Origin of the sequence: Pseudomonas imrae, assembly GCF_046352735.2 — a bacterium.
In the GTDB taxonomy this organism is placed as follows: Bacteria; Pseudomonadota; Gammaproteobacteria; order Pseudomonadales; family Pseudomonadaceae; genus Aquipseudomonas; species Aquipseudomonas imrae.
Map to the genome: position 1 here is coordinate 30,839 of NZ_CP110853.2, position 26,895 is coordinate 57,733.

A 26,895-nucleotide genomic window follows, 5' to 3' on the forward strand; every position below is an offset into this window, starting at 1 on the left:
CTCGGTGTTATTGGTTTTGGCAGGGTTGTGGATAACGTGCCTTGCGCTCCAGATCGTCCAGATCGATATGGTTGCGCATGTATTGCTGGCTGGCGTCCACCAGAGGCTGGTGATCCCAGCTCTTGAGCTTGCCTTGGGCCAGCGCCTGGCTGACCAGTCGACGACGACGTTGGCTGGCGAGCACCTGATGGTGAATCGCCGGGATATCCCATTTGGCCCGCGCCTCGCAAAGGAACGCGTCGAACAGTGCGCGATGCTGCGGCGACTGGCTGAGGTCTTCCTGTTCCCGCGGGTCGTTGTGTATATCAAACAACAGGCAGGGGTCGTCTTCGCTGTAGATGAACTTGTAGGCGCCACGGCGAATCATCATCAGCGGGCTGATGGTGCCTTCGGCCATGTATTCGCCGAACACTTCGTCATGCCCGCCCCGCCCTTGCAAGTGTGGGACCAGCGAGCGGCCGTCCAGCGGCAAGTTGGGGTCCAATGTACCGCCGGCCAGTTCTACCAGGGTGGGCAACAGGTCAGCCGTGGATACCGCCGCGTTCACCCGGCCGGCCTTGAATTGCCCCGGCGCACTGATCAGCAGCGGCACCCGCGCGGCCATTTCAAACCAGTGCATTTTGTACCAGAGCCCGCGCTCGCCGAGCATGTCGCCGTGATCGCCGGAGAAGATGATCACGGTGTCGTCGGCAAGGCCAGTGTCTTCCAGGGTTTGCAGCAGCTTGCCGATATTGCTGTCGATGTAGCTGCAGGCGCCGAAGTACGCGCGGCGCGCATCGCGGATCTTGTTCAGCGGCAGTGGCTTGTCCCACAGGTCGTAGACCTTGAGCAGGCGCTGGGAGTGCGGGTCTAGATCGGTCTGCGCCGGTGTTGTCGGCATAGGGATGTCGTTGTCGTCGTACAAATCCCAGAATGGCTTGGGAATGGTGTAGGGGTCATGGGGATGGGTCATCGAAACGGTCAGGCAGAATGGTCGATCGCCGTCTTCGCGGATGTGGTCGAACAAGTATTGCTGGGCCTTGAACACCACCTCTTCGTCAAAATCCAGCTGATTGGTGCGCACACACGGGCCGGCTTGCAGCACCGATGACATGTTGTGGTACCAGGTAGGACGTACATCGGGCTCATCCCAATTCACGGCCCAACCATAGTCTGCCGGGTAGATGTCACTGGTCAGGCGCTCTTCATAACCGTGGAGTTGGTCGGGGCCGCAGAAATGCATCTTGCCCGACAGCGCCGTGCGGTAGCCGAGGCGCCGCAGGTAGTGGGCATAAGTGGGCACATCGGCGGGAAAGTCCGCCGCGTTGTCATAGGCGCCGATCTTGCTCGGCAATTGGCCGCTGACCAAGGTAAAACGCGACGGTGCGCACAACGGGCTGTTGCAGTAGGCGGCATCAAATACCACGCTTGCGGCGGCCAGCCGGCTCAGGTTCGGGAGTTGGATAGGCGAGGAACCGTAGAGCGGAAGCAACGGCGCGGCCATTTGATCGGCCATGATGAAAAGAATGTTCTTGCGCTTCATGGTTTCGCGGCATTCCATAGTAAATAATTATGCGAGAGTGCTGTGGTCGAGGATGCGGCCCACGGAAAACTCGGTAAAGCCCATGGAAAAGAATGTCTAGGATAAGCCCGGCTTATGTATGAAGCTCTTGGTGACCTGTCCCTCGATTTGCTGCGCGCCTTTGAAGTCGCTGCCCGCCAACGCAGCTTTACCGCTGCGGCGATGGAGCTTGGCACTACCCAACCGGCGATCAGTCAACAGATCAAACGCCTGGAAGAGCGGTTGGGTGTGCGTCTGTTTGATCGCATCTACCGAGGCATTGAGCTGACCGACGCCGGCGCGTTGCTTTTCGAACACGTGCAAGGTGGCTTGCAGCAGATCAACCAAGGCTTGAGTGCCATCACCCAGCAGGACCAACATGAGGTGCTGCAAGTGGCGACGGATTTTGCTTTCGCTGCTTACTGGTTGATGCCGCGCCTGCACCGTTTTCACGAAGCCAACCCGCAGGTGGACGTGAGCCTGGTGACCAGCGAACGCAACCATGCGACCTTGCGCAGCGATATCGACGTCGCGGTGCTGTTTGGCGATGGCCGTTTCAAACAAGGTGAAAGCCAGTGGCTGTTCAACGAGGAAGCGTTCCCGGTGTGCAGCCCGCAATTGCTCAAGGGCCGGGATACGCCGCTGTCGGTGCAGAGTCTGCAGGACTTCCCATTGCTGCACCTGCGTCAGGAAAACAACAGCCAATGGTTCGATTGGGGCGGTGTGTTCCGCGAGTTGGGCATCACCGCAGCGCCTGGGCCTGGGCCGTTGCGTTTCGATAATTACACGCTGCTGATCCAGGCGGCGATTGCCGGCCAGGGCGTGGCCATTGGTTGGCGCCATCTGGTAGATGATCTGCTGCAACAGAAATGGCTATGCAGGCCGATTGCCGACACGGTGATTTCGCGTTTTGGCTATTACGTGGTGCTGCCCCAACGCAAGCGACGCGGACAACTGATCGATCGTTTTGTCGACTGGCTGGCCACGGAGCAGGCCAGCAGCGCGCAGACATTGGCCGGGCTGGCCCTGCCATCCATTGCGGTCTAGGATTTGTCGATTACCGAGCCCGGAGCCTGGCATGCAACGTATCAAGGGGTATCACGCCCATATCTATTTCGACGCTACTACCATCGACCAGGCGCGCAAGCTCTGCGAAGACGCGGCGACGATATTTCCCCTGCGTATGGGGCGGATGCACGAGCGTCCTGTGGGCCCGCACCCGGACTGGAGTTGCCAATTGGCATTCGATCCAGAGTACATCGGCCTGGCGTTGCCGTGGTTGGCGCTTAATCGCAAAGGGTTGGTGGTATTCCTGCATCCCGAAACCGGTGACGAGTTGAAGGATCACACGGAGCACGCGATCTGGATGGGCGCGATGCGTACCTTGGATCTATCGATTTTCTAAGCCCTGAATCCCCACCGCTGAGCATGGAAACATGGGTAAGCGTGGGGATTTTCTTTATCTTGTTCCAATATATGGGATATGTATTTATATATTGAGATATGTCCGGTCTTGGGTTTATATTCGCGTCATCTGCTTTTCAGCACCCTCAGACTTCAGGTGAAGCGATGCCGGCGCAATTGATCGCGCTCGATTGGGGAACCAGTTCCCTTCGTGCCTACAAACTCGGTCCTGGTGGCCAAGTGCTTGAACGACGCTCCCTGGCATTGGGGATCATGCATTTGCCCACTGAGCCCAGGGTGATCAACGGGGTTCATTGCAGCAATGGATTCGAATTGGCCTTTGATGCCGCCTGTGGAGACTGGCTGGATATTCAGCCCCAGTTGCCAGTCATTGCCTGCGGCATGGTGGGCAGCGCCCAGGGCTGGAGCCAGACGGCGTACCGTGACAGCCCTGCCGACGTCACGACGTTGGGCCAGGCATTGCACCGGGTGCGCAGCCTGCGCGGCATCGATGTGCATATCGTGCCCGGTGTCATGCAGCGTGACGGTTTACCCAACGTGATGCGCGGCGAGGAAACCCAAGTGTTGGGCGTACTGCAAAGCCTGACAGCCGATGAGTTGCTGATCGGCCTGCCAGGTAGTCATTCCAAGTGGGTCGAAGTGAGCCGCGGCTGTATTACCCATTTCGACACCTTCATGACCGGTGAGCTGTTCGCCGTGTTGCGCGATCACAGCATCCTGGGGCGCACGCAAAAAACCGCGGACTCGTTCCAGGCCGCCGCGTTTGACCGAGGTGTGCAGGTGACACTGTCGGTCGACGGTGAGATGGGCCTGCTGTCGACGCTGTTCAGTACCCGTGCGCTAGGGCTGGCCGGCGAACTGAGCCCCGAGCAACAGCCGGATTACCTTTCCGGCCTGCTGATTGGCCACGAGCTTTCGGGCTTGCGGGCACGCAACAACACCCAACACCGCGATATCGTTCTGGTGGGCAGCAGCGAGTTGTGCATTCGCTATCAGCGTGCCCTTCAGTTATGCGGCTTTCCCCTTGTGACCCAGGCGCGTGAGGCCACCGAGCGGGGCCTGTGGCAGCTGGCTGTCGCGGCCGGGCTCGTTCAACCCTCACTGGAGGCATGAGATGCTCAAGCAAGCACTGACACACAATGGTCTGATCGCAATCCTGCGGGGCCTGCGCCCGGATGAAGCCCAGGCCATCGGCCAAGTGCTGTACCAGGCCGGGTTCCGGGTCATCGAAGTGCCGCTCAACTCCCCTGACCCTTACACCAGCATCCGCACGTTGCGCGACAGCCTGCCAGCCGATTGCCTGATCGGCGCTGGTACGGTCCTGACCCCCGAGCAGGTGCAGCAGGTCAAGGCGGCGGGAGGCCAAGTGATCGTGATGCCCCACAGCGACGCGAAGGTGTTGCGCGCCGCGAAAGCGGCGGGCCTGTACTTGTCGCCCGGTGTTGCCACGCCGACTGAAGCGTTTGCGGCGCTGGCTGAAGGCGCTGATGTCTTGAAGCTATTCCCGGCCGAGCAAATGGGCCCGGCGGTGATCAAGGCCTGGCTTGCAGTATTGCCAGCCGGCACGGTGTTGCTGCCAGTGGGCGGCATCACCCCGGACAATATGCAGGTGTTCCTCGATGCCGGTGTCAAAGGTTTTGGACTGGGCTCCGGGCTGTTCAAGCCGGGCATGACGGTTGATCAAGTGTCGAGCCATGCCCAGGCGTATGTCGCGGCCTGGAACGCCTTGAACTGATTGTGTTTGGCGCCACGGGCGCCGCATCCGACAAGAGAGATAAAAAGATGAAAATCACCAAGCTGACTACCTACATCGTGCCGCCGCGCTGGTGCTTCCTCAAAGTGGAAACCGACCAGGGCGTGACCGGCTGGGGCGAACCCGTGGTTGAGGGGCGTGCCCACACTGTCGCAGCTGCCGTCGAGGAACTGTCCGACTACTTGATCGGCAAAGACCCACGCAACATCGAAGACATCTGGACAGTGCTCTATCGTGGCGGCTTCTACCGGGGCGGCGCGATTCATATGAGCGCACTCGCGGGCATCGATCAAGCGCTGTGGGACATCAAGGGCAAGGCGCTGGGTGTTTCGGTCAGCGACCTGCTGGGTGGCCAGGTGCGCAACAAGATTCGGGTGTACTCGTGGATCGGTGGTGATCGTCCGGCCGATACCGCCCGTGCCGCTAAGGAAGCAGTCTCCCGTGGCTTTACCGCGGTGAAGATGAATGGCACCGAAGAGCTGCAGTTCCTCGATACCTTTGAAAAGGTCGACCAGGCCTTGGCCAACGTCGCGGCCGTGCGCGATGCCGTGGGCCCGAACGTCGGTATCGGCGTGGACTTCCATGGCCGTGTCCACAAGCCCATGGCCAAGGTGTTGATGAAGGAGCTGGACCCGTACAAGTTGATGTTCATCGAAGAACCGGTGCTCAGCGAAAACTACGAAGCGCTCAAAGAGCTGGCGCCCCTGACCAGTACTCCGATTGCGCTCGGCGAGCGGCTGTTCTCGCGCTGGGATTTCAAGCGCGTGCTCAGCGAGGGTTACGTCGACATCATCCAGCCGGATGCGTCGCACGCGGGCGGTATTACCGAAACCCGCAAGATCGCCAACATGGCCGAAGCCTACGACGTGGCACTGGCCCTGCACTGCCCGCTGGGCCCGATTGCGCTGGCGGCGTGCCTGCAACTGGACGCGGTTTGCTACAACGCGTTTATCCAGGAGCAGAGCCTGGGCATTCATTACAACGAGAGCAACGACCTGCTGGACTACGTTCGCGACCCGGGCGTCTTTGACTATGACCAGGGCTTTGTGAAAATCCCCAACGGGCCGGGCCTGGGGATCGAGATCAACGAAGAATATGTGATCGAGCGCGCGGCCATCGGCCATCGCTGGCGCAACCCGATCTGGCGGCATGCCGATGGCAGTTTCGCGGAGTGGTGATCACCGCTGACTGATCCTTCCCACGCATCGCGCGGGAAGGACCCATTGCCTCAGCTTTCTGTCCTCAACAACCATAAAAAGAGGCCTCTATGCTCCCCCCTCCAAGCACTAGGCACGCGCCTTTGGTGGCGCCCAGTCGCAAGCGCTATTTCATCATGGTCCTGTTGTTTATCACGGTGGTGATCAACTACCTGGACCGCAGTAATCTGTCGATTGCCGCACCGGCCCTGACCAGTGACCTGGGGATCGACCCAGTGCATGTCGGATTGATCTTCTCGGCCTTCGGCTGGACCTATGCAGCCATGCAGATCCCCGGTGGGTGGCTGGTGGATCGGGTGCCGCCGCGTATTCTCTACACGGTTGCCTTGCTTCTGTGGTCCATCGCCACGGTGATGCTTGGCTTTGCTGCCAGCTTTATTGCGCTGTTTGTCTTGCGCATGGCGGTGGGTGCGTTGGAAGCACCGGCTTATCCGATCAACAATCGGGTGGTCACCAGCTGGTTTCCCGAGCGCGAGCGCGCCACGGCGATTGGCTTTTATACGTCGGGGCAATTTGTCGGGCTGGCATTCCTCACGCCGGTGCTGGCCTGGCTGCAGCATCACTATGGCTGGCACATGGTATTTGTCAGCACCGGTGCCGTGGGCATCCTGTGGGCGGGGATCTGGTACGCGGTGTATCGTGAACCGCGGGATTTCAAGGGCATCAACGATGCTGAAATCGAGTTGATCCGCGAAGGCGGCGGCTTGGTCGACCTGCAGACGCAAACCGCCAAGCGCAAGGCGCCATTCAGTTGGGTCGACCTGGGGATCGTACTGAGCAAGCGCAAGCTGTGGGGCATCTATCTGGGGCAGTTCTGCCTGAACTCGACGCTGTGGTTCTTCCTCACGTGGTTCCCGACGTATCTGGTGAAATATCGCGGAATGGACTTCATCAAGTCCGGCTTGCTGGCATCGTTGCCTTTCCTCGCGGCCTTTGTCGGCGTGTTGTGCTCCGGATTGTTTTCCGACTGGTTGATCCGCCGAGGCGCTTCGGTCGGCTTTGCCCGCAAGCTGCCGATTATCAGTGGGCTACTGATCTCCACGGCAATCATCGGCGCCAACTTTGTCGATTCGACGCCGCTGGTGATTGCGTGTCTGGCGGTGGCGTTTTTTGGCAATGGTCTGGCATCGATCACCTGGTCTCTGGTCTCGACCCTGGCGCCGGCCCGGTTGCTGGGACTAACGGGTGGCGTGTTCAACTTCATCGGTAACTTGGCAGCCATTACCACGCCGATTGTGATTGGGTTTCTGGCCAGTGGTGATTCGTTTGCGCCAGCCATTACCTATGTTGCGGTTCTGGCGTTGCTCGGGGCGTTGTCCTACATCCTGCTGGTGGGCAAGGTGGAGCGGATTGAGCTCAAAGGTGAACGAGCGACCTGAGGTTGCCCGTTCTATCGATTACGATGTGATCGGCACCGACATCTGGTTACGGAAGATATTCAACGGGTCCCAGCGCTGCTTGGTGCGGCGCAGGCGGCTTTCGATGCGCGGGTCGGGGAAGAAAATCGAGTACCAGGCGTCGTTCGGCCCGTTGGCCGGATCACCACCCGAATAGGTCATGTCCAGGTCCGGGTAGTTGATGTAGCACCCTTCGAACTGGTCATTGAGCGGCACTGCGTCGGCATCTGCGAAAGCATCGAAATACAGTGTACGGATCCATTCGGCATGGGCCTGGTCCGATTCGGCAGAATCGTCGCGCCAATAACACTGCGGTTGCCACTTGAGGTAGGACGTGCGTTGGGCCACTGAACTCTGCGCCAGTACCGCGTCATCGGCTGAATTGATGCGACCGCCAAACGACTGGATCTGAATCAGGCTCTGGGTCAGGCGGTTCTGCGGATCCGGGTGATGCAGGGTCGCCCAGATCGCGTCGAGCACCGGGCGTCTGAACTCACCCTTTTGATAGGCTGATTTGTAGCGCCCGCGCTGATTGTCACCAGAGCCGTTGATCGATTGGGTGAAGGCCAGCCAGTCCATGCGTCTGGCGGCTTGATGCGCCAGCACAGACGAATCGATCACGCGGCCGGTTCGCTGGCCCCTTGGTTGGTGAATGATGTAGAACGGCACGATAGATTCGCGAGGCGTCACGTGGGTAGCATTCAGCATGGCACTCACGAAATTATCGAAGGGCGCCAGATCTTCCAGAAGGCCATTTTTATCCACATAGTGAATGCCCAGCGTGACATTGCCAGTGTGTTCATGGCGCATCTCCAGCTTGGTTGCCAACCCCCAGGTATCGGGGTCTAGCTGGTTGTTGGCGAACCAGCTTTGATAGGCGATCAGCAAGTTTTCGAGGGCCGTTTGGGTAAGGTCTGCCCAATCCCACTCCAGCACCAGCCAATAAACTTCCTTGGGTGCTTCGGGCAAGTTTTTGAAGTAATAGTTGGTAATGATCCCAAACTGCCCACCGCCGGCACCGCAGCAGGCTGCGAACAGATCCAGCTCGTCGGGTTCGGTACTTTCCCGCGACACATGCACCGGTACCAGGCCTGTGCCTTCTGTGTTCGGTACCAGCAGATCGACGCCGGACAACCAATCGCAGGTCAGGCCGTGGGTGCGCGATAAGAGCCCGTACCCGCCGCCACATATATGCCCACCCGCTCCGACCGAATAGCAGGAGCCACCCGGAAGAGTTTTCCCGGCTGCCTTGTACAGCGCGGAGTAGCCGTCCCAGTTCTGGCAGCCGGCAGCCATACGAAAGCCATAACGATAAGGTGCATCTGGCACCAGCTCTGAGGCAATTTCTCCGTCGGCCTGATAAGCCAGGGTGTTCATCGGCCCGACGTCGAGTATCGACAAGACTTCGCCCGAATCGCCTGGCATTCGGTTGGACACAAAGCCCTCATAACAATGGCCACCGCTGCGCACGGTAATACGCCCATTGGGGATGGCCAAGGCCAGGGCCGCTGCGTCGACTATGCCTTGCCAGTCGTAGCAGATGTAAATGTGTCGCGCGCCGGCTGACGACGACTCGCCCTGCACATTGCCCAAGGGCCAGCGCAAGTTAAAACCCTTCTGCAAGGTGGAATGACGACGGTCTGTTGGGGCGATGTGATCAAATGCCATGAGGTACTCCAAAGAGCCAGAATGACTTCTGATGCAGCTAACTTAATGACCCGCTGACAAGAAATGCACGACGCTTACAGGGGGATTAGACGGCATAGGCACGAAGTGCTGATTGATAAGGCGTGCTGATTTGAGTGGGCGCGCAGACTTAGCCTAGCGCAGAAAACAAAAAAAGGACTTCGCACGAGGTCCGAAGTCCCTGAGGCTGTTTTGACTTGTTACTTACGAGCGTTACGCACACCTTCTGACAGCGCCGCACACAGGCTCAGCACCCCATCAATCGCTTGCTGGTCATTGCTGGCATTGGCGATGTGATCAATCAAGGCCGAACCCACCACCACCCCATCCGCCAGGCGGGCTATGGACGCCGCTTGCTCCGGCGTGCGGATGCCGAAGCCAATGCTGATGGGCAAGTCGGTATGGCGACGCAGGCGGGTCACGGCTTCTTCGACGTGTTCCAGAGTAGCGGCACCGGCACCGGTCACGCCGGCGACCGAAACGTAGTACACAAACCCTGAGCTGCCATTCAGTACGGTCGGCAGGCGCACATCGTCAGTGGTCGGCGTGGTCAGGCGGATAAAGTCGATGCCAGCGGCTTGGGCCGGGTCACACAGCTCGCCGTTATGCTCGGGCGGCAGGTCGACCACGATCAGCCCATCGACACCCGCTGCCTTGGCGTCGGCAATAAACTGCGGCACGCCGTATTTATGGATCGGGTTGAAGTAGCCCATCAACACCAGCGGGGTGTCGCTGTTGTCTTTACGAAACTCGCGAACCATCTGCAGGGTTTTCGCCAGGTTCTGCTTGGCGGTCAGCGCACGGATATTGGCCAGTTGAATGGCCGGGCCGTCGGCCATCGGATCAGTGAAGGGCATGCCCAGCTCGATCACATCGGCGCCGGCTGCCGGTAACCCTTTAAGGATCGCCAGCGAGGTGTCATAACCTGGGTCACCGGCGGTGACGAAGGTCACCAGGGCGGCACGGTTTTGTTCCTTGAGTTGTGCAAAACGTGTTTGCAGGCGGCTCATCAGTGTTTCTCCTGCGTGGACTGTTCTTTTTGAGAGTGTTCCATGTGGAACATCACCGTTTGCATGTCTTTGTCGCCACGACCTGAGAGGTTGACCACCATCAGGTGATCCTTGGGCAGGGTCGGGGCGCGCTTGAACACTTCGGCCAGGGCGTGGGCGCTTTCGAGTGCAGGAATAATCCCTTCCAGGCGGCAGCATTGATGAAAGGCTGCGAGGGCTTCCTCGTCAGTCACCGAGGTGTACTGGACGCGGCCGATGTCATGTAACCAGGCGTGTTCAGGGCCGATGCCGGGGTAATCGAGACCGGCGGAAATCGAGTGAGCGTCGATGATCTGGCCATCGTCGTCCTGCAGCAGGAAGGTACGGTTACCGTGCAGTACGCCGGGAACACCGCCATTGAGGCTGGCGGCGTGCTTGCCGGTTTCGATGCCATGACCGGCCGCTTCGACGCCGATGATTTGCACGCCGGTATCGTCCAGGAACGGGTGGAACAAGCCCATGGCGTTGGAACCGCCGCCAATGCATGCCACCAGGCTGTCCGGCAGGCGCCCTTCCTGGTCTTGCATCTGGTCGCGGGTTTCCTTGCCGATCACGGCCTGGAAATCACGCACCATGGCTGGGTAGGGATGCGGGCCGGCCACGGTGCCGATCAGGTAGAAGGTGCTGTCGACGTTGGTTACCCAGTCGCGCAGGGCTTCGTTCATTGCGTCTTTCAGGGTGCCGGTGCCGGCGACCACCGGGATCACTTCGGCGCCCAGCAGCTTCATGCGGAACACGTTGGCCTGTTGGCGCTCGATGTCGGTGGTGCCCATGTAGATCACGCATTGCAGGCCAAAGCGTGCGGCGACGGTGGCGGTGGCCACGCCGTGCATGCCGGCGCCGGTCTCGGCGATGATGCGTTTTTTGCCCATGCGCCGCGCCAGCAAGATCTGGCCGATGCAGTTATTGATCTTGTGCGCGCCGGTGTGGTTCAGCTCTTCGCGCTTGAGGTAGATCTTGGCGCCGCCACAGAATTCGGTCAGGCGCTCGGCGAAATACAGCGGGCTTGGACGTCCGACGTAGTCGCGCTGGAAGTAGGCGAGTTCTTTATTGAAGGCCGGATCTATCTTGGCCGCTTCGTATTCGCGGGCCAGGTCAAGGATCAGCGGCATCAGGGTTTCTGCCACGTAACGGCCACCGAACGCGCCAAACAGGCCGTTGGCGTCAGGGCCGTTGCGTAAGTCGGTCTGGGACTGAGTCATGAGGCGCTCCAGGAAGATAGTGTGGGAAGCAATGACGGCCACTCTACCCCTGACGCCTGGCTGTGAAAACCGATAAGATCGCCGTAACCTGTCAGGAAAACTCACAGATACCATGAGCCGAGACCTTCCCCCGCTGAACGCCCTGCGCGCATTCGAGGCCACTGCCCGGCTCAATAGTGTGAGTCAGGCTGCCGAGCAACTGCATGTGACCCACGGTGCCGTCAGCCGCCAGCTGAAAGTGCTGGAAGAACATCTGGGCGTGAGCCTTTTCGTCAAGGACGGGCGCGGCCTTAAACTCACAGATGCGGGCATAAGGTTGCGAGATGCCAGCTTCGAGGCCTTTGAACGCTTGCGCGATGTCTGTGCCGACCTGCGCCAAAGCGGCGCTGATGCGCCGTTTGTGCTCGGTTGCTCGGGCAGTTTGCTGGCGCGCTGGTTTATTCCCCGGCTGGGCCGCTTGAATGCGGATTTGCCGGACTTGCGCTTGCACCTGTCGGCGGGGGAAGGCGATCTTGACCCTCGGCGCCCGGGGCTGGATGCCTTGCTGGTATTTGCCGAGCAGCCATGGCCGGCGGATATGCAAGTGTACGAGCTGGCCAGCGAGCGGATCGGCCCGGTGATGAGCCCACGCTTTGCCGGTTACGAGCGTCTGTGCCAAGCGCCTGCAGGCGCATTGCTGCATGAACCTCTGCTGCATACCACCTCACGCCCGCAAGCCTGGCCTAACTGGGCGCAGCACCATGGGTTGGACGCTGGCGCGTTGAAATACGGTCAGGGTTTTGAGCATTTGTATTATTTGCTGGAGGCAGCCGTCGCCGGTTTGGGGGTGGCGATTGCCCCGCAACCGCTGGTGACGGAGGATCTGCGAGCGGGACGCCTGGTTGCGCCATGGGGTTTCAGTCAAACCCCTGCGCAACTGGCGTTGTGGCTACCCAAGCGCGCCGCGGACGGGCGCGCCTGGCAACTGGCGCAGTGGCTCAAGACCGAGCTTGAGCGCCAGCCGGTCTAACCGTGCCTCAGTTTCCGCGTTTGCACAGCAGGTAAGCAGCCAGCAGACCCAATGCACCAACGGCGACGCCGGCAGTGGTCCATGGGTGCTCCTGCGCGTAGTCCCGGGTCGCCACACCGGTTTCGCGGATTTTCACTTTGCTTTCTTCATAGGCGTCGCTGATCAGGTGGCGAGAGTGCTTGAGGGCGTTCTCGGCATTGCTTTTCAGGGCCTTCAGCGTTTTGCGCGACTCGTCCGATGCATCATCCTTGAGACTCTCAAGGGATTTGAGCAGGCTCGAAATCTCGGCTTCCATGCTTTCCAATGACGCTTTGCGTAAAGAGGTGTTGGCCATGTGGGCTCTCCTGGAGTAATTGAATGGGGTGTGTTGATTCCGACTGCGGCGGTTTCAGAAAGTGCAGTAAATCTGAACTTTGAGGTCGCAATGGCCGCCACAGGCATTAAGAGCATTGACTGCTAGGCTTGATTCATCACCCTCAGGAGAAACGCCATGTCTGATCATCACACCTACAAGAAAGTCGAATTGGTAGGTTCGTCCCCCACCAGCATAGAGGACGCCATCAATAACGCGTTGGCCGAAGCCAGCAAGAGCATCAAGCACTTGGAGTGGTTTGAGGTCACCGAAACCCGTGGGCACATCAAGGACGGCAAGGCCGCGCACTTTCAAGTAACGATCAAGGTGGGCTTTCGTATTGCCAATAGTTGATCGGGTTGGTTGAACTTGCACGCTGGCCGATTGCCATAACCTGCGCTACAACCTTGGGGCGCCGACGTGATATGCGTCGGCGCGCTTTTTTGATCAGCGTAAGGAAAGCAACGGATGAAGAAGTTTCTATTAGCGGTCGGTTTGTTGAGCATCGCGGGTACAGCCTTGGCGGCGGGCAAGCCTTGCGAAGAGTTGAAAAGCGAAATCGACGCGAAGATCCAGGCCAACGGCGCTTCGGGGTACACCCTGGAAGTAGTGGACAAGGGCACCGCGACCAATGGTGAAGTGGTTGGCGGCTGTGAAGGCGGTACCAAGGAAATCGTCTACAACCGCGGGTGATCCCGTGCGGCAGACATAAAAACCGACGCTGCTGCGTCGGTTTTTTTATGTCGGGTGATCAGCCCTTCATCACCTGAGCCAGCAGTTCGTAGGAGTGAATCCGATCGGCGTGCTCGTACAGGTCAGAGGTGAAGATCAACTCATCAGCACCGGTCTGTTCGACCAGCACCTCAAGTCTGGCGCGAATCTTCGCGGGGCTGCCGACCATCGCCAAACCGAGGAAGTTGCCGACGGCGTCCTTCTCATGGGGCAACCACAGGCCGTCCATGCTGTCTACCGGCGGGCGTTGCACCAGGCTTTGCCCGCGCATCAATGCCAGGATCCGTTGGTACACCGAAGTTGCCAGGTAGTCAGCCTGTTCATCGGTATCGGCCGCTACCAAAGGCACGCCGAGCATCACGTAGGGCTTGTCCAGCACCGCTGAAGGCGTGAAGTGATTGCGATAGACGCGTATCGCCTCGTGCATCAGGCGCGGGGCGAAATGCGAGGCGAAGGCGTAGGGCAAACCGCGCTCGCCTGCCAATTGTGCGCTGAACAGGCTTGAGCCCAGCAACCATACCGGCACGTTGGTGCCTGTGCCAGGAACTGCGATCACCCGTTGATCGGGGGTGCGCGGGCCCAGATAGGCCATGAGTTCGGCTACGTCCTGGGGGAAGTCGTCTGCGCTGCCGGAGCGTTCACGGCGTAGGGCACGGGCGGTCATCTGATCGGAGCCGGGCGCGCGGCCCAGGCCCAGGTCGATACGACCGGGGTACAGGCTTTCCAGCGTGCCGAACTGCTCAGCGATCACCAACGGCGCATGGTTGGGCAGCATCACGCCACCGGAGCCGACGCGAATAGTCGAGGTGCCACCGGCCAGGTAGCCCAGCAATACGGAGGTCGCGGAGCTGGCGATGCCATCCATATTATGGTGTTCGGCTACCCAGAAACGAGTGTAGCCAAACTTTTCCACGTGCTGGGCCAGGTCCAGCGAGTTGCGCAATGACTGCGCCGGGCTGCCGTTCTCACGTACGGGAACCAGGTCGAGGGTCGAGAATTTTACGTCGGACAGCGGTTTCATAAGCCTGCTTCTCCAAGGGGGCAGGATTTGACGAGCCAAAGCCTGCCGCTGCATGTGCATGACTATGCAATGAGGGCATATACCCGAGATTCAATAGAGGATGTGAAATTTCCTACTGCTTCACTCGGTTTTTCCTATCTTGTGAACTTTGCCAGCCCATCTATCCTCAGAACCTTACTGACGCAAAACCACTACTGGGAGATAGCTATGAGTATTGTGAAAAAAGCATCCGCTCACTGGGAAGGCGACCTCAAGACCGGCCTGGGTTCCATCTCTACCGAAACTGGCGTGCTACGTGAAGCCCCTTACGGCTTCAAGGCGCGCTTTGAAGGCGGCAAGGGTACCAACCCTGAAGAGCTGATCGGCGCGGCCCATGCCGGTTGTTTCTCCATGGCCTTTTCCATGATTCTCGGCGAAGCCGGGCTCAAGGCTGACAGCATCGACACCAATGCCGACGTGACCCTGGACCAGGTTGAGGGCGGCTTTGCGATCACCGCAGTGCATCTGACCCTCAAGGCCAAGATCCCCGGCGCCAGCCAGGCTCAGTTTGATGAGTTGAGCAAGAAGGCCAAGGAAGGATGCCCGGTGTCCAAGGTCCTCAACGCCACCATTACCTTGGATGGCACCCTGGTTAACTGATTGCAGGTGCATGTGGGAGCGCGCAGGTGTGCTCCCACTTTTTTGTCCAAAGGTTAATCAGAACTCGCGTTTCGCAAATGTGGTCTCATATCATGCCGCCTTGGCGCACAACCGTGCGCAGCGCATTTAGGGAGCTTCACACATGAAACGTTTTGCCTTGGCGATTATTTGCGGTGCTTTGGCCACGTCGGCACTGGCTGCTCCGAAGGACTGTGAAGAGCTCAGGAAAGAGATTGAGGTCGGCCTCCAGGCCAAGGCCATTCCGTCCTACACCCTCGAAATCATTACTGCCGAAGAAGCCAAAAAACATGACACCGCGATGATCGTCGGCTCGTGTGAAAACGGCACCAAGCGCATCATCTACCAGCGCAACGACGACTGATCAGGGAATACAGTTGACGCTGCGCTCTTCTGCCAACAACTGACGTTGGGCGTTATACAGCCGGATATTCGGGGTAAACGCCAGTGAGCGCCCTTCCAGACGATAGCGCTGGCCAGCTTCGAAGTGGTCGTATTGCACGGTGATGAAGCACGTCCGGTCCTGTGGCTGGCTCAGCCCGCCGCCCAGGCCTCCCCCGGAAGGCACCTCGAAATCAAAGCGCACCATCAATTCGTGGCTGCCCGGCGGCACCTGGAAGTAACGCCCATCGTTCAACGATTTTCCGTCCAGGCGTTGCGCCATCACCAGCTTGGCGCCTGGTGTCGGGGTGGCGAAGTCGACCCAGGCCTGTTGTGGATCGGCTGGCGGAATGGGTGTCGAAGCACAAGCGCTGAGAAATATCACCGCCAGGGGAAGTAAAAACTGATGCATGTCGGGCCCTCACCGGTAGGAATGAGGTGAGCATAGCGCCGATGGCTGCAGACGCCCTACAAGCAAGTTAGTCTGGCGGGCCAATTACCCAGGAGCGGTTTGCGATGGTCGGGCGTTTATGTGCGGGGCTGATGTGTTTGATGCTCGGCGGCTGTTCCAGTGTCAGCTACTACAGCCAACTGGCCAGCGGCCAATTGCAACTGCTGCAAGCTCGGGAGCCGGTGGCCAAGGTGATTGCCGACCCGTCACGGCCTCAGGTCTTGCGCGACCATTTGGCCCAATCCCAAAAAGCGCGCACCTTTGCCAGTCAACAGCTGCACTTGCCGGATAACCAGAGTTACCGACTGTATGCCGATATCGGCCGACCCTATGTCGTCTGGAATGTCTTTGCCACGTCCGAGTTTTCCTTGTCGCCACAGAACCATTGCTTTCCAGTGGCCGGTTGCGTGGCCTATCGTGGTTATTACAATCAGGGCGCGGCGCGGGGTGAAGCCGCATTGTTGCAGCAACGTGGAATGGACGTGTCGATAGGCGGGGTCGAAGCTTATTCCACCCTCGGCTGGTTCAACGACCCGATCATGAGTTCGATGATGGCCTGGGGCGAAGAGCGGCTGGCGACGCTGATCTTCCACGAATTGGCCCATCAGCGTTTTTATGTGAAGGACGACACCGAGTTCAACGAGTCGTTTGCCACCTTTGTCGAGCAGCAAGGCACCCGGCAATGGCGTGCAGCCCGAGGTTTGGCGCCGGCCAGTCATGCCATGTTGCAACAGCGTGATCAATTTATCCGCTTGATTCTCGACACCCGCCAACGGCTGGAAAAACTATATGCCCAGCCCCTGGCGGCCGACGTGATGCGCCAGGCCAAGACGGCCGAGTTCGAGCGTATGCGCAGCGAATACCATCAGTTGCGCGACAGCCAATGGGGTGGTGACAAGCGTTATGACGCCTGGATGAACTTGCCGATGAACAATGCGCGACTGCTGCCCTTTGGGCTGTATGACCAATGGGTGCCGGCGTTTGCAGCACTGTTTCAGCAGCAAGGCGGGGATTGGATGAAGTTCTACAGCGCGGTGGAACAGTTGGGCCGGATGCCGATAGAGCAGCGCAAGGCGGCGTTAAGGCAGTTGGAGAGTCTTGGTCTTTAGGGCATCTTCGCGAGCAAGCCCGCACACATTTTGATCGGTGTACGCAGGTCAAATGTGCGGGCTTGCTCGCGAAGACACTCTCAAGGGCGCCGCAAAAACGCCTGGTGCATATCGGCTAATGTCTCAAAGTGCCAAGTCGGCGCCTCGGCATTCAACTCCTCAAAGCTGCCAAATCCATACCCCACCGCCGCCGAATCCAGCCCGTTGCTGCGCGCGCCGATCAGGTCGTGCTTGCGATCGCCAATCATCAAGGTATTGGTAGGGTCCAGACCTTCTTCGTTGACTATGTGCGCGATCAGTTCGACCTTGTTAGTGCGCGTGCCGTCCAGCTCGCTGCCGTAGATCACCTTGAAGTGCTTGGCGAAATCGAAATGCCGGGCGATCTCCCGGGCAAATTCCCACGGTTTGGAGGTGGCCACATACAGTTCGCGCCCCTGGCCTTTCAACGCCTCCAGCAGCGGCATGACGCCATCGAACACGCGGTTTTCGTACAACCCGGTGACCTTGAAGCGTTCGCGATAGAAGTTCACCGCCTGCCACGCCTTGGCCTCGTCGAAGCCATAGAACTGCATGAAGGCTTGAAGTAGCGGCGGGCCGATAAAATGCTCGAGTCTGGTCAGGTCGGGCTCGTCGATTCCCAATTTGCCGAGGGCATATTGGATCGAGCGGGTGATACCTTCCCGAGGATCGGTCAAGGTGCCGTCCAGGTCGAACAAAATGGTTTGGTGATGCAAGTTCATCGGTCGAAGCCCTCAGCCAGGTGCAAGTCCTTGAGCTTCACGTAGTTCGCGGCGCTGTAAGTGAAAAAGGCGCGCTCCTTGTCAGTCAGTGGGCGGATTTGTTTAACCGGGCTGCCGACATATAGAAATCCACTGGCGAGTGTCTTACCTGGCGGTACCAGGCTGCCCGCACCGATGATCACATCGTCTTCCACCACCGCGCCGTCCATCACAATGCTGCCCATGCCGATCAGGATTCGGTTGCCAACTGTGCAGCCATGCAGCATGACCTTGTGGGCGATAGTCACATCGTCGCCGATCAGCAGGGCAAAGCCGTCAGGGTTGAACGGGCCGGCGTGGGTAATGTGTAGCACGCAGCCGTCCTGCACGCTGGTACGTGCACCGATACGGACGCGATGCATGTCGCCGCGAATTACCGTCAGCGGCCAGACCGAACTGTCCGTGCCGATCTCGACATCGCCGATCACCACCGCCGAAGCGTCGACGAAAGCCCCGGCGCCCAAGGCCGGTGTGTGATTCTGATAGGTGCGAAGGGTCACGATAGCCTCTCTCTGTTCTGTTGATAGCTGCGGTGGGTGTTGATTGTAATTAAGATGGCCCCATCTTTGTCTTACCTGTTTCTCCAGCCAAGGTGCCAACCGTGAGCGCGAACAACCCTCTTTTGCAGTCCTACGACCTGCCGCCGTTCTCGGCAATCCGTGCCGAGCACGTACAGCCGGCCATCGAGCAGATCCTCGCCGATAACCGTGTCGCCATCGAAGGCATCCTGCAGACCCAGGGTAAAAATCCTACCTGGGCCGGTCTTGTCCTGGCCATGGACGAGTTGAATGACCGCCTGGGTGCCGCCTGGAGCCCGGTCAGCCATCTCAACGCCGTGTGCAACAGCGCCGAGTTGCGCGAAGCCTACGAGGCCTGCCTGCCCGCACTGAGCGCCTACTCTACCGAGATGGGCCAGAATCGCGAGCTGTTCCAGGCGTTTGAAGCCCTGGCCAACAGCCCCGAAGCTGCCGGTTTCGACGTGGCGCAAAAAACCATCCTGGAACACTCCTTGCGTGACTTCCGCCTGTCGGGCATCGATTTGCCGCCTGAGCAACAGCAGCGCTACGCGCAGGTGCAGAGTAAGCTCTCGGAGCTTGGCAGCAAATTTTCCAACCAGTTGCTGGACGCCACCCAGGCCTGGACCAAACACGTCACCGATGAAGCCACTCTCGCCGGCCTGACTGAATCAGCCAAGGCACAAATGGCCGCCGCCGCCCAGGCCAAGGGGCTCGATGGCTGGCTGATCACCCTCGAGTTTCCAAGCTATTACGCGGTGATGACCTACGCTCACGACCGTGCGCTGCGTGAGGAAATCTACGCCGCCTACTGCACTCGTGCGTCGGACCAAGGCCCTAATGCCGGTCAGAATGATAACGGCCCGATCATGGAACAGATCCTCGACCTGCGTCAGGAACTCGCCCGGTTGCTGGGTTTCGCCTCGTTCTCCGAACTGAGCCTGGCGACAAAAATGGCCGAGTCCAGCGATCAGGTGCTCAGCTTCCTGCGCGACCTGGCCAAGCGCAGTAAGCCGTTCGCCACTCAGGACTTGCGACAGCTCAAGGCTTACGCCGCTGAACAAGGCTGTGCGGACCTGCAAAGCTGGGACAGTGGTTTTTACGGCGAAAAGCTGCGTGAGCAGCGTTACAGCGTGTCTCAGGAAGCCCTGCGCGCTTACTTCCCGATCGACAAAGTGCTGGGCGGCCTGTTCGCCATCGTCCAGCGCCTGTACGGCATTGAAATCGCCGAGCAGAAAGGTTTCGATACCTGGCACCCAGACGTTCGCCTGTTCGAAATCAAGGAAAACGGCGAGCACGTCGGCCGCTTCTTCTTCGACCTGTACGCCCGCGCCAACAAGCGTGGAGGCGCATGGATGGACGGCGCCCGTGACCGTCGCCGCACGAGCGACGGTGTACTGCAAAGCCCTGTGGCCAACCTGGTGTGCAACTTCACCCCGGCCGACAGCGGCAAGCCGGCCCTGCTGACCCACGATGAAGTCACCACCCTGTTCCACGAATTCGGCCACGGCTTGCATCACCTGCTCACCCGTGTCGAACACGCCGGTGTGTCCGGCATCAACGGCGTGGCCTGGGATGCGGTGGAGTTGCCGAGTCAGTTCATGGAGAACTGGTGCTGGGAGCCGCAAGGCCTGGCGTTGATTTCCGGCCACTTCGAGACCGGCGAACCGCTGCCTCAGGACTTGCTGGAAAAAATGCTCGCAGCGAAGAATTTCCAGTCCGGCCTGATGATGGTGCGCCAGTTGGAGTTCTCGCTGTTCGACTTCGAACTGCACGCCACTCACGGCGATGGCCGCAGCGTATTGCAAGTGCTTGAAGGCGTGCGCGACGAAGTCTCGGTAATGCGTCCACCCGCCTACAACCGTTTCCCCAACAGTTTCGCGCATATCTTTGCCGGCGGTTATGCGGCGGGTTACTACAGCTACAAATGGGCCGAAGTGTTGTCGGCCGATGCGTTCTCCAAGTTCGAAGAAGAAGGTGTGCTCAACGCTCAAACCGGCCGTGCGTTCCGCGAGGCGATCCTCGCTCGCGGTGGCTCCCAGGCACCTATGGTGCTGTTCGTCGATTTCCGCGGACGTGCACCGTCAATTGACGCACTCTTGCGCCACAGCGGCCTGAGTGAGGACGCAGCAGCATGAGTGAAGGGCCTGTGATTACCAAACGACGCTTTATCGCCGGGGCGGTCTGCCCGGCGTGCAGTGAGCCGGACAAGCTGATGATGTGGAATGAAGACAGCGTGCCGCACCGCGAATGTGTGGCCTGCGGTTATTCCGACACGCTCAATGAGCAAGGCCTGTCAGTCCCCAAGGAATTGGGAACGCGGGTCAATACATCGGCGCTGAAAGCGCCGGACGCCAAGGTGCAGACAGTGCAGTTCTTTCCCAATCCCAAGTTGAAGAAAGACTGACTGAAACAAACATCGTCTTTCGCGCTACCCAGGCGCGAGGCGATGTACATAGATATGGCGTTGTCCGGGTGCGTTGTTCTTAGACTTTTGCGTTCCAGTCCAAGGACGAAAAGGATCGCACCCATGCTTGACCAGAATCCGTTGTTGCAAACTTTTGAGCTACCACCGTTCTCGCAGGTGCACACCGCGCACTTGGCCCCAGCGGCAGAGGCGCTGATTGTCGATAGCCGCCGCCAAGTGGATGAAATCATTCAAACCCAGACACTGTTCCCTACGTGGGATGATCTGGTGTTGGCCATGGATGACGTTCATGCCCGTCTTGATCTTGCCCAAGGCATGGTCAGTATGCTGACTGCCGTCGACAGCGAATGGGAGAATGCTGCCAGCGATTTCCATCTGCAACTGAATAGCTATAGAGCCGAGCTGGCCGTCAATCTGCAGCTGTACGCACTTTATGTGCGTCTTGATGCAAGCCCGATAGCCGCGCTCTTCGACCCACGACGTCAACGCGTACTGAAAAAAATTCTGTCACGGTACCGACTCTCCGGTGTCAGTTTATCTGCCACCGACCGTGGTCGTTTGACTGACTTGAAAGACGCCAATGAACAGCTTGAAAGCGCCTTTATCGACCTGCTCATTCAAGCGACTGCCGCGTGGAGCAAGCATGTCGAAGATGAGACGTTGCTGGCGGGATTGCCGGCCAGCGTCAAGGCAGCGATGGCGACCAAGGCTCGTGAGCAAGGGCTGACGGGGTGGTTGGTCACGCTGGAAGTCGAGACGTTTCGGCGTTTGATTACTGATGCCGAAAACCGCGCGCTGCGTCAGGAAGTGTGTGAGGCGTTTTTTAGTCTCGCGTCAGATATCGGCCCTCACGCGGGGTTGTACGATAATAGCGACCACCTGCTGGTGGTGCTGGCGGGGCGTCACGAGATCGCAACGCTGCTGGGTTACGAGAACTTTGCCCAATTGGCACTTGAAGAGCAGATGGCTGCATCTACCGGTCAAGTGCAGACGTTTTTCCAGAAACAGGTGGCAAGTGAGCAAGCGGCGTTTGCCAGTGATCGCCAGCAACTTCAGGCCGTTGCCGCTACTTATGGAGTCTTCGACCTGAAACTGTGGGACTACGCTTTTTTTGCGGAAAAAATTCGTCAGCAAGTAGCGGATATTTCGCCGGAACACTTTCGCGAATACTTCATGTTGGACGACACGCTTTTTCGCTTGTGCGAGCTCTTGCACCGATTGTTCGGTGTTCAGCTCGTGGAGCGGATGGATGTGGATTCGTGGGCCGAGTCTGTTCGCCTGTTCGAGGTGAAGGAATACGACGAGGTCAGGGGTTACATATTCGTTGAGCCGTTTTGGCGTGCCGGGTCAGAGCAGGCTCCCAACACCTTCGCGTTGCGTGATCGGCACAAAAATGCCGAGGGTCTACTGACGCGTCCGATTGCGGTCCTGCAGTGCAACTTCATGCACAGTGTCGATCTTCCATATTTGCTTGATCACAATCAGCTCAGGGTTTTATTCCATGAGTTTGGGCATTGCCTGCAGCAGGTGCTTACCAATGCCGAGTGCAGGGAAATAGCGAGTGTATCGGGCTACGGGCGGGACACTTCGGAATTCATGGGAGAGTTCCTGGAGCAGTGGTGCTTTGATCCCCAGGTCCTCATCTGGTTGTCCCGTCATCACCAGAGCGGCGAACCGCTGCCGGACGACCTGGCGAAAAAACAAAAGACCCGTATCTCTGTTCAAGCCAGCTGGGACACGGCCCAGTTGTTGATCACCGCCCTATTCGACTTTGAACTGCACAGAACGTGGGGCGATGGGCGCAGCGTCAAACAGGTATTTGACGATGCTGTAGCGCAAGTTGGCCATCTCCACGGGTTTTCCGCGCGGCGACCGGCCAATCAACTGACACACATCATGCAAGGCTATGCGGCCACTCTGTATTCCTACCGATGGTCCGGGGTGCTTGCCAAAGAAGCTTTTCGACGCTTTGAAAACGAAGGCTTGTTCAACTCGCAAACGGGGCGCGAGTTTCGGGAGGCGGTATTGGCTCCGGGAAACGCGCGCCCGTTGCTCGACTCATTGCAGGCCTTTCTCGGCGTGAGGCCGGCCGCCGTGGGTTAAGGCGGACGTGATTGTTTGCAACCCCCCAGCCCTTGATCGCTCACAGCGCAACGCAAAAACAAGTTGATCGACAAGTTTTCCAGGCTGAATCGATCCTGCTCGATCCTTAGCCTGCTATCATTTGTAACTATTAATTGCTGCCGTGTTCTATCTCTTGGGTTCCTTGAGCCCCATTTGCTGCCAAAACGACAAGCCGCTCCTTGAAGTGGCTGATAAACCCGTGACCACATGATGAGGTGCCACCATGTCTGATCAAGATCGAGACAACCCCCGGCGTGACTTTTTACGCAAATCCTTGACCTTGATTCCTGTGGTCACTGTTGCCAGTACCGGGCTAGGTGGCTCGGTACTGATGGCGACGCCTGAACCCGTGCAGGCCAGTCCGGCGCCGGTCAGCGACAAGGCCTATGAACCGAGCTATTTCACTGCCGAGGAATGGGCCTTCATCAATGCGGCGGTGGCGCGCCTGATCCCCGCTGACGCCCAAGGCCCAGGCGCCGTGGAAGCCGGTGCGCCGGAATACATCGATCGTCAGATGAATACGCCTTACGCCAGCGGAGCCTTGTGGTTCATGCAAGGTCCGTTCAACGCTGATGCGCCACCCGAGATGGGTTGGCAAAGCAAATTGGTGCCCAAGCAGATCTATCGACTGGGTATTGCTGCCACGGATGCTTGGTCGAAGGCGTTCAACGGTAAAGCTTTTGCTGCGCAAGACAGCGCTACCCAGGATGATTTGCTCAAGCGCCTGGAAGCAGGTGGCAGCGAAACTGCCACGTATTTTGGCGCCGTTGCGCCGAATATTTTCTTCAACCTGTTGCTGCAAAACACCAAGGAAGGGTTCTTTTGCGACCCGATCCATGGCGGCAACAAAGGTATGGTCGGTTGGACCATGATCGGCTTTCCCGGCGCCCGCGCCGATTTCATGGATTGGGTGGAACGCAACGAGCAATACCCCTTCCCGGCTGTTTCCATCCGTGGCGAGAGGGCATAAACGTGGCGAACATCATGAAAAAAGTCGATGCGGTGATCGTCGGTTTCGGCTGGACGGGCGCGATCATGGCCAAGGAACTGACGGAAGCGGGCCTGCAAGTGGTGGCGCTGGAACGCGGGCCGATGCAGGACACCTATCCGGACGGCAGCTATCCGCAAGTAATTGATGAACTGACCTACAGCATTCGTAAAAAACTCTTTCAGGACATCTCCAAGGAAACCGTGACCATTCGCCATAGTGTGAATGACATTGCCTTGCCCAACCGTCAGTTGGGTGCCTTTCTGCCGGGTAACGGCGTGGGTGGTGCAGGGTTGCACTGGTCGGGTGTGCATTTTCGGGTTGATCCTATCGAGTTGCGCATGCGCAGCCATTACGAAGAGCGCTATGGGAAAAACTTCATTCCCAAAGACATGACCATCCAGGACTTTGGCGTCAGCTACGAAGAACTGGAGCCGTTCTTCGACTATGCCGAAAAAGTCTTCGGCACCTCTGGCCAGGCATGGACAGTCAAAGGGCAACTGGTGGGCGAAGGCCGTGGCGGCAACCCGTATGCACCGGACCGCTCCAACCCGTTCCCGTTGCAGTCACAGAAAAATACCGTCTCGGCCCAACTGTTCCAGAAGGCTGCCGCTGACGTGGGTTACAAGCCCTACAACTTGCCGTCCGCCAATACGTCGGGGCCGTACACCAATCCTTATGGCGCACAGATGGGGCCGTGTAATTTCTGTGGTTTTTGCAGTGGTTATGTCTGCTACATGTACTCCAAGGCTTCGCCGAACGTGAACATCCTACCGGCCTTGCGACAGGTGCCGAACTTTGAACTGCGGCCCAATTCCCACGTGCTCAAGGTCAATCTCGACAGCACCAAGAGCAAGGCCACCGGCGTGACGTATATCGATGCCCAGGGCCGGGAGATCGAGCAGCCGGCAGACCTGGTGATTCTCGGCGCGTTCCAGTTCCACAACGTGCGCTTGATGCTGCTCTCGGGTATCGGCAAGCCCTACGACCCGATCAGCGGTGAAGGTGTAGTGGGCAAGAACTTCGCTTATCAGAACATGGCCACGATCAAGGCCTATTTCGACAAGGATGTGCATACCAATAACTTTATCGGCGCCGGCGGCAATGGCGTGGCGGTGGATGATTTCAACGCTGACAACTTCGACCATGGCCCCCATGGCTTCGTTGGTGGTTCGCCGATGTGGGTCAACCAGGCGGGTAGTCGACCGATTGCCGGCGCGTCGAACCCACCCGGCACACCGGCCTGGGGCAGCGCCTGGAAGCGCGCCACGGCGGATTACTACACCCACCAAGTGTCGATGGACGCCCACGGTGCGCATCAGTCCTACCGGGGCAACTACCTCGATCTGGACCCGGTGTACCGCGATGCCTACGGTCTGCCGTTGCTGCGCATGACCTTTGACTGGCAGGAAAACGACATCAAGATGAACCGCTTCATGGTCGAGAAAATGGGCAAGATTGCTGAGGCGATGAACCCCAAGGCGATTGCCGTGCTGGGCAAAAAGGTCGGTGACCACTTCAACACCGCGACCTACCAGACGACTCACCTCAACGGCGGCGCAATCATGGGAACCGATCCGAAGACCAGTGCGGTAAACCGCTACTTGCAGTGCTGGGATGTACACAACGTGTTTGTCCCAGGGGCGTCTGCCTTCCCACAAGGCCTGGGCTACAACCCTACAGGCCTGGTGGCAGCGCTGACCTATTGGTCAGCCCGGGCAATTCGCGAGCAGTATCTGAAAAACCCCGGCCCGCTGGTTCAGGCATAAGGAGCGACGACCATGAAAGCATTTGTTATCGCCGCCCTGGCCTTGTTCAGCAGTTGCTCGGTGAGCGCTGCTGAAACCGACTTGATCAAACAGGGTGAATACCTGGCCCGCGCCGGTGACTGCGTGGCCTGCCACACCGCCAAGGGCGGCAAACCCTTTGCCGGAGGCTTGCCGATGGAAACCCCGATCGGGGTGATTTACTCCACCAACATTACCCCGGACAAAACCGGCCTGGGGGACTACAGCTTTGAAGACTTCGACAAGGCTGTGCGTCATGGCGTCGCAAAAAGCGGTAGTACTCTTTACCCGGCGATGCCCTACCCGTCTTATGCGCGTGTTAGCGAATCCGATATGCAGGCGCTGTACGCATACTTCATGAAAGGCGTGGAGCCGGTTGCCCAGGAGAACAAGGACAGCGACATCCCCTGGCCTTTGAGCATGCGTTGGCCACTGGCGGCGTGGCGCTGGATGTTTGCGCCTGAGGTTGCGGGCTATCAAGCCCCGGCAGGTGCGGATCCGGTGATCAGTCGTGGTGCCTATCTGGTTGAAGGCCTTGGTCATTGCGGTGCCTGCCACACCCCGCGTGCCCTGACCATGCAGGAAAAAGCCTTGAGCTCCGCTGACGGCAATGCATTTCTGTCGGGCAGTGCGCCGCTGGAGGGCTGGATCGCCAAAAGCCTGCGCGGCGACCACAAGGATGGTCTGGGCAGTTGGAGCGAAGAGCAACTGGTGCAGTTTCTAAAGACCGGTCGCAGTGACCGCGGCGCGGTGTTTGGCGGCATGAGTGATGTGGTGGTCCACAGCATGCAGTACATGTCGCAAGACGACCTGACGGCAATTGCCCGTTACCTCAAGAGCCTTCCCGCAGTGGACCCCAACGATCAGCCTCACCAGTACGACAAGCAGGTGGCCGAGGCACTGTGGAAAGGTGACGACAGCAAGCCGGGCGCTGCGGTGTATATCGATAACTGCGCGGCCTGCCACCGTACCGATGGCCACGGCTATACCCGCGTATTCCCCGCGCTGGCGGGCAACCCGGTATTGCAGACGGCAGACGCCACGTCGCTGATCAACATTGTGTTGAATGGCGGCACACTGCCGGCGACTCACGCCGCACCGTCGACGTTCACCATGCCGGCCTTTGGCTGGCGGCTGTCGGATCAGGAAGTGGCCGATGTAGTCAGTTTCATCCGAAGTAGTTGGGGTAATAGCGCGGAGCTTGTAAAGACTTCGCAAGTGACCGCCTTGCGAAATAAGGACGATGAGATAGAGGTTGAGAAAACTTCAGGAAAATAAAGTTTCCTACCGGGC

Annotated in this window: 27 protein-coding genes; 18 read left to right on the forward strand and 9 right to left on the reverse strand. The window is 58.9% G+C overall.

What is annotated here, in order from left to right:
- Nucleotides 1–7: 7 nt before the first annotated feature.
- Entirely contained in the window at nucleotides 8–1,522 is a 1,515-nt protein-coding gene (gene betC, locus OQ460_RS00140) for a choline-sulfatase (protein ID WP_410019933.1), read from the reverse strand.
- A gap of 114 nt (nucleotides 1,523–1,636) precedes the next feature.
- On the opposite strand from betC, the gene OQ460_RS00145 reads away from it, so the two are divergent.
- From OQ460_RS00145 to OQ460_RS00170, 6 genes are all read left to right on the forward strand, one after another.
- Nucleotides 1,637–2,587, forward strand: coding sequence for a choline sulfate utilization transcriptional regulator (locus OQ460_RS00145; RefSeq protein WP_410019934.1), 951 nt, complete (start codon nucleotides 1,637–1,639; stop codon nucleotides 2,585–2,587).
- Between the two features lie 31 nt (nucleotides 2,588–2,618).
- Nucleotides 2,619–2,945: a DOPA 4,5-dioxygenase family protein gene (locus OQ460_RS00150; protein ID WP_410019935.1), complete on the forward strand. Its 327-nt coding sequence runs from the start codon at nucleotides 2,619–2,621 to the stop codon at nucleotides 2,943–2,945.
- Between the two features lie 164 nt (nucleotides 2,946–3,109).
- Nucleotides 3,110–4,078: a 2-dehydro-3-deoxygalactonokinase gene (locus tag OQ460_RS00155; protein ID WP_410019936.1), complete on the forward strand. Its 969-nt coding sequence runs from the start codon at nucleotides 3,110–3,112 to the stop codon at nucleotides 4,076–4,078.
- Nucleotide 4,079: 1 nt separating this feature from the next.
- Entirely contained in the window at nucleotides 4,080–4,700 is a 621-nt protein-coding gene (locus tag OQ460_RS00160) for a 2-dehydro-3-deoxy-6-phosphogalactonate aldolase (protein WP_410019937.1), read from the forward strand.
- Between the two features lie 47 nt (nucleotides 4,701–4,747).
- A complete protein-coding gene (gene dgoD / locus OQ460_RS00165; protein ID WP_084378404.1) occupies nucleotides 4,748–5,896 on the forward strand; it encodes a galactonate dehydratase in 1,149 nt (382 codons plus the stop codon).
- Nucleotides 5,897–5,985: 89 nt separating this feature from the next.
- On the forward strand, nucleotides 5,986–7,314 hold the full coding sequence (locus OQ460_RS00170; RefSeq protein ID WP_410019938.1) for an MFS transporter: 1,329 nt from the start codon (nucleotides 5,986–5,988) through the stop codon (nucleotides 7,312–7,314).
- An 18-nt stretch (nucleotides 7,315–7,332) separates the two neighbouring features.
- Here OQ460_RS00170 and OQ460_RS00175 read toward each other — a convergent pair whose 3' ends face one another.
- The 3 genes from OQ460_RS00175 to trpB all read right to left on the reverse strand — a co-directional run bounded on the left by OQ460_RS00175 (nucleotide 7,333) and on the right by trpB (nucleotide 11,269).
- Complete coding sequence (locus OQ460_RS00175) at nucleotides 7,333–9,000, reverse strand: BBE domain-containing protein (protein WP_410019939.1); 1,668 nt, start codon at nucleotides 8,998–9,000, stop codon at nucleotides 7,333–7,335.
- A 218-nt stretch (nucleotides 9,001–9,218) separates the two neighbouring features.
- Nucleotides 9,219–10,028: a tryptophan synthase subunit alpha gene (gene trpA, locus OQ460_RS00180; RefSeq protein ID WP_410019940.1), complete on the reverse strand. Its 810-nt coding sequence runs from the start codon at nucleotides 10,026–10,028 to the stop codon at nucleotides 9,219–9,221.
- Nucleotides 10,028–11,269, reverse strand: coding sequence for a tryptophan synthase subunit beta (trpB, locus tag OQ460_RS00185; RefSeq protein ID WP_410019941.1), 1,242 nt, complete (start codon nucleotides 11,267–11,269; stop codon nucleotides 10,028–10,030). Before trpB ends, trpA begins: the two co-directional genes overlap by 1 nt.
- Before the next feature lie 112 nt (nucleotides 11,270–11,381).
- On the opposite strand from trpB, the gene OQ460_RS00190 reads away from it, so the two are divergent.
- Nucleotides 11,382–12,278 (forward strand): LysR family transcriptional regulator, encoded by an 897-nt coding sequence (locus OQ460_RS00190; protein ID WP_410019942.1) that lies wholly within the window; start codon nucleotides 11,382–11,384, stop codon nucleotides 12,276–12,278.
- Nucleotides 12,279–12,285: 7 nt separating this feature from the next.
- Here OQ460_RS00190 and OQ460_RS00195 read toward each other — a convergent pair whose 3' ends face one another.
- Nucleotides 12,286–12,612, reverse strand: coding sequence for a DUF883 family protein (locus tag OQ460_RS00195; protein ID WP_102618190.1), 327 nt, complete (start codon nucleotides 12,610–12,612; stop codon nucleotides 12,286–12,288).
- 156 nt (nucleotides 12,613–12,768) lie between these two features.
- Here OQ460_RS00195 and OQ460_RS00200 point away from each other — a divergent pair, with 156 nt between their 5' ends.
- Together OQ460_RS00200 and OQ460_RS00205 are read left to right on the forward strand one after the other, a co-directional pair.
- Nucleotides 12,769–12,984 carry a dodecin gene (locus OQ460_RS00200; RefSeq protein ID WP_410019943.1) on the forward strand — a complete coding sequence of 72 codons (216 nt, stop codon included), beginning with the start codon at nucleotides 12,769–12,771 and terminating at the stop codon, nucleotides 12,982–12,984.
- Nucleotides 12,985–13,098: 114 nt separating this feature from the next.
- Nucleotides 13,099–13,323 (forward strand): DUF1161 domain-containing protein, encoded by a 225-nt coding sequence (locus OQ460_RS00205; RefSeq protein ID WP_410019944.1) that lies wholly within the window; start codon nucleotides 13,099–13,101, stop codon nucleotides 13,321–13,323.
- Nucleotides 13,324–13,381: 58 nt separating this feature from the next.
- Here the strand turns inward: OQ460_RS00205 and OQ460_RS00210 are convergent, their stop codons facing one another.
- On the reverse strand, nucleotides 13,382–14,383 hold the full coding sequence (locus tag OQ460_RS00210) for an LLM class flavin-dependent oxidoreductase (RefSeq protein ID WP_410019945.1): 1,002 nt from the start codon (nucleotides 14,381–14,383) through the stop codon (nucleotides 13,382–13,384).
- A 207-nt stretch (nucleotides 14,384–14,590) separates the two neighbouring features.
- Here OQ460_RS00210 and OQ460_RS00215 point away from each other — a divergent pair, with 207 nt between their 5' ends.
- On the forward strand, nucleotides 14,591–15,022 hold the full coding sequence (locus OQ460_RS00215; protein ID WP_410019946.1) for an OsmC family protein: 432 nt from the start codon (nucleotides 14,591–14,593) through the stop codon (nucleotides 15,020–15,022).
- A 142-nt stretch (nucleotides 15,023–15,164) separates the two neighbouring features.
- A complete protein-coding gene (locus tag OQ460_RS00220) occupies nucleotides 15,165–15,404 on the forward strand; it encodes a DUF1161 domain-containing protein (RefSeq protein WP_410019947.1) in 240 nt (79 codons plus the stop codon).
- Here OQ460_RS00220 and OQ460_RS00225 read toward each other — a convergent pair whose 3' ends face one another.
- Complete coding sequence (locus OQ460_RS00225) at nucleotides 15,405–15,833, reverse strand: hypothetical protein (protein ID WP_410019948.1); 429 nt, start codon at nucleotides 15,831–15,833, stop codon at nucleotides 15,405–15,407.
- 104 nt (nucleotides 15,834–15,937) lie between these two features.
- Between OQ460_RS00225 and OQ460_RS00230 the strand changes: the two genes are divergently transcribed.
- Nucleotides 15,938–16,981 (forward strand): aminopeptidase, encoded by a 1,044-nt coding sequence (locus OQ460_RS00230; RefSeq protein WP_410019949.1) that lies wholly within the window; start codon nucleotides 15,938–15,940, stop codon nucleotides 16,979–16,981.
- Between the two features lie 80 nt (nucleotides 16,982–17,061).
- Here OQ460_RS00230 and OQ460_RS00235 read toward each other — a convergent pair whose 3' ends face one another.
- Nucleotides 17,062–17,721, reverse strand: a complete 660-nt coding sequence (locus OQ460_RS00235; protein ID WP_410019950.1) for an HAD family hydrolase — start codon at nucleotides 17,719–17,721, stop codon at nucleotides 17,062–17,064.
- Complete coding sequence (locus OQ460_RS00240; protein ID WP_410019951.1) at nucleotides 17,718–18,260, reverse strand: gamma carbonic anhydrase family protein; 543 nt, start codon at nucleotides 18,258–18,260, stop codon at nucleotides 17,718–17,720. Before OQ460_RS00240 ends, OQ460_RS00235 begins: the two co-directional genes overlap by 4 nt.
- Nucleotides 18,261–18,361: 101 nt before the next feature.
- On the opposite strand from OQ460_RS00240, the gene prlC reads away from it, so the two are divergent.
- The 6 genes from prlC to OQ460_RS00270 all read left to right on the forward strand — a co-directional run bounded on the left by prlC (nucleotide 18,362) and on the right by OQ460_RS00270 (nucleotide 26,880).
- Nucleotides 18,362–20,413, forward strand: coding sequence for an oligopeptidase A (gene prlC, locus OQ460_RS00245; RefSeq protein ID WP_410019952.1), 2,052 nt, complete (start codon nucleotides 18,362–18,364; stop codon nucleotides 20,411–20,413).
- Nucleotides 20,410–20,682, forward strand: a complete 273-nt coding sequence (locus tag OQ460_RS00250) for a YheV family putative zinc ribbon protein (RefSeq protein WP_410019953.1) — start codon at nucleotides 20,410–20,412, stop codon at nucleotides 20,680–20,682. The genes prlC and OQ460_RS00250 overlap by 4 nt, the downstream gene beginning before the upstream one ends.
- Nucleotides 20,683–20,724: 42 nt before the next feature.
- Nucleotides 20,725–22,806 carry a M3 family metallopeptidase gene (locus tag OQ460_RS00255; RefSeq protein WP_410019954.1) on the forward strand — a complete coding sequence of 694 codons (2,082 nt, stop codon included), beginning with the start codon at nucleotides 20,725–20,727 and terminating at the stop codon, nucleotides 22,804–22,806.
- A gap of 244 nt (nucleotides 22,807–23,050) precedes the next feature.
- Nucleotides 23,051–23,797 (forward strand): gluconate 2-dehydrogenase subunit 3 family protein, encoded by a 747-nt coding sequence (locus OQ460_RS00260; RefSeq protein ID WP_410019955.1) that lies wholly within the window; start codon nucleotides 23,051–23,053, stop codon nucleotides 23,795–23,797.
- 14 nt (nucleotides 23,798–23,811) lie between these two features.
- The gene (locus OQ460_RS00265; RefSeq protein WP_410019956.1) at nucleotides 23,812–25,584 is read left to right on the forward strand and encodes a GMC family oxidoreductase; all 1,773 of its coding nucleotides are present in this window, start codon (nucleotides 23,812–23,814) and stop codon (nucleotides 25,582–25,584) included.
- 12 nt (nucleotides 25,585–25,596) lie between these two features.
- Nucleotides 25,597–26,880 carry a c-type cytochrome gene (locus OQ460_RS00270; RefSeq protein WP_410019957.1) on the forward strand — a complete coding sequence of 428 codons (1,284 nt, stop codon included), beginning with the start codon at nucleotides 25,597–25,599 and terminating at the stop codon, nucleotides 26,878–26,880.
- The last annotated feature ends 15 nt before the right edge of the window (nucleotides 26,881–26,895 follow it).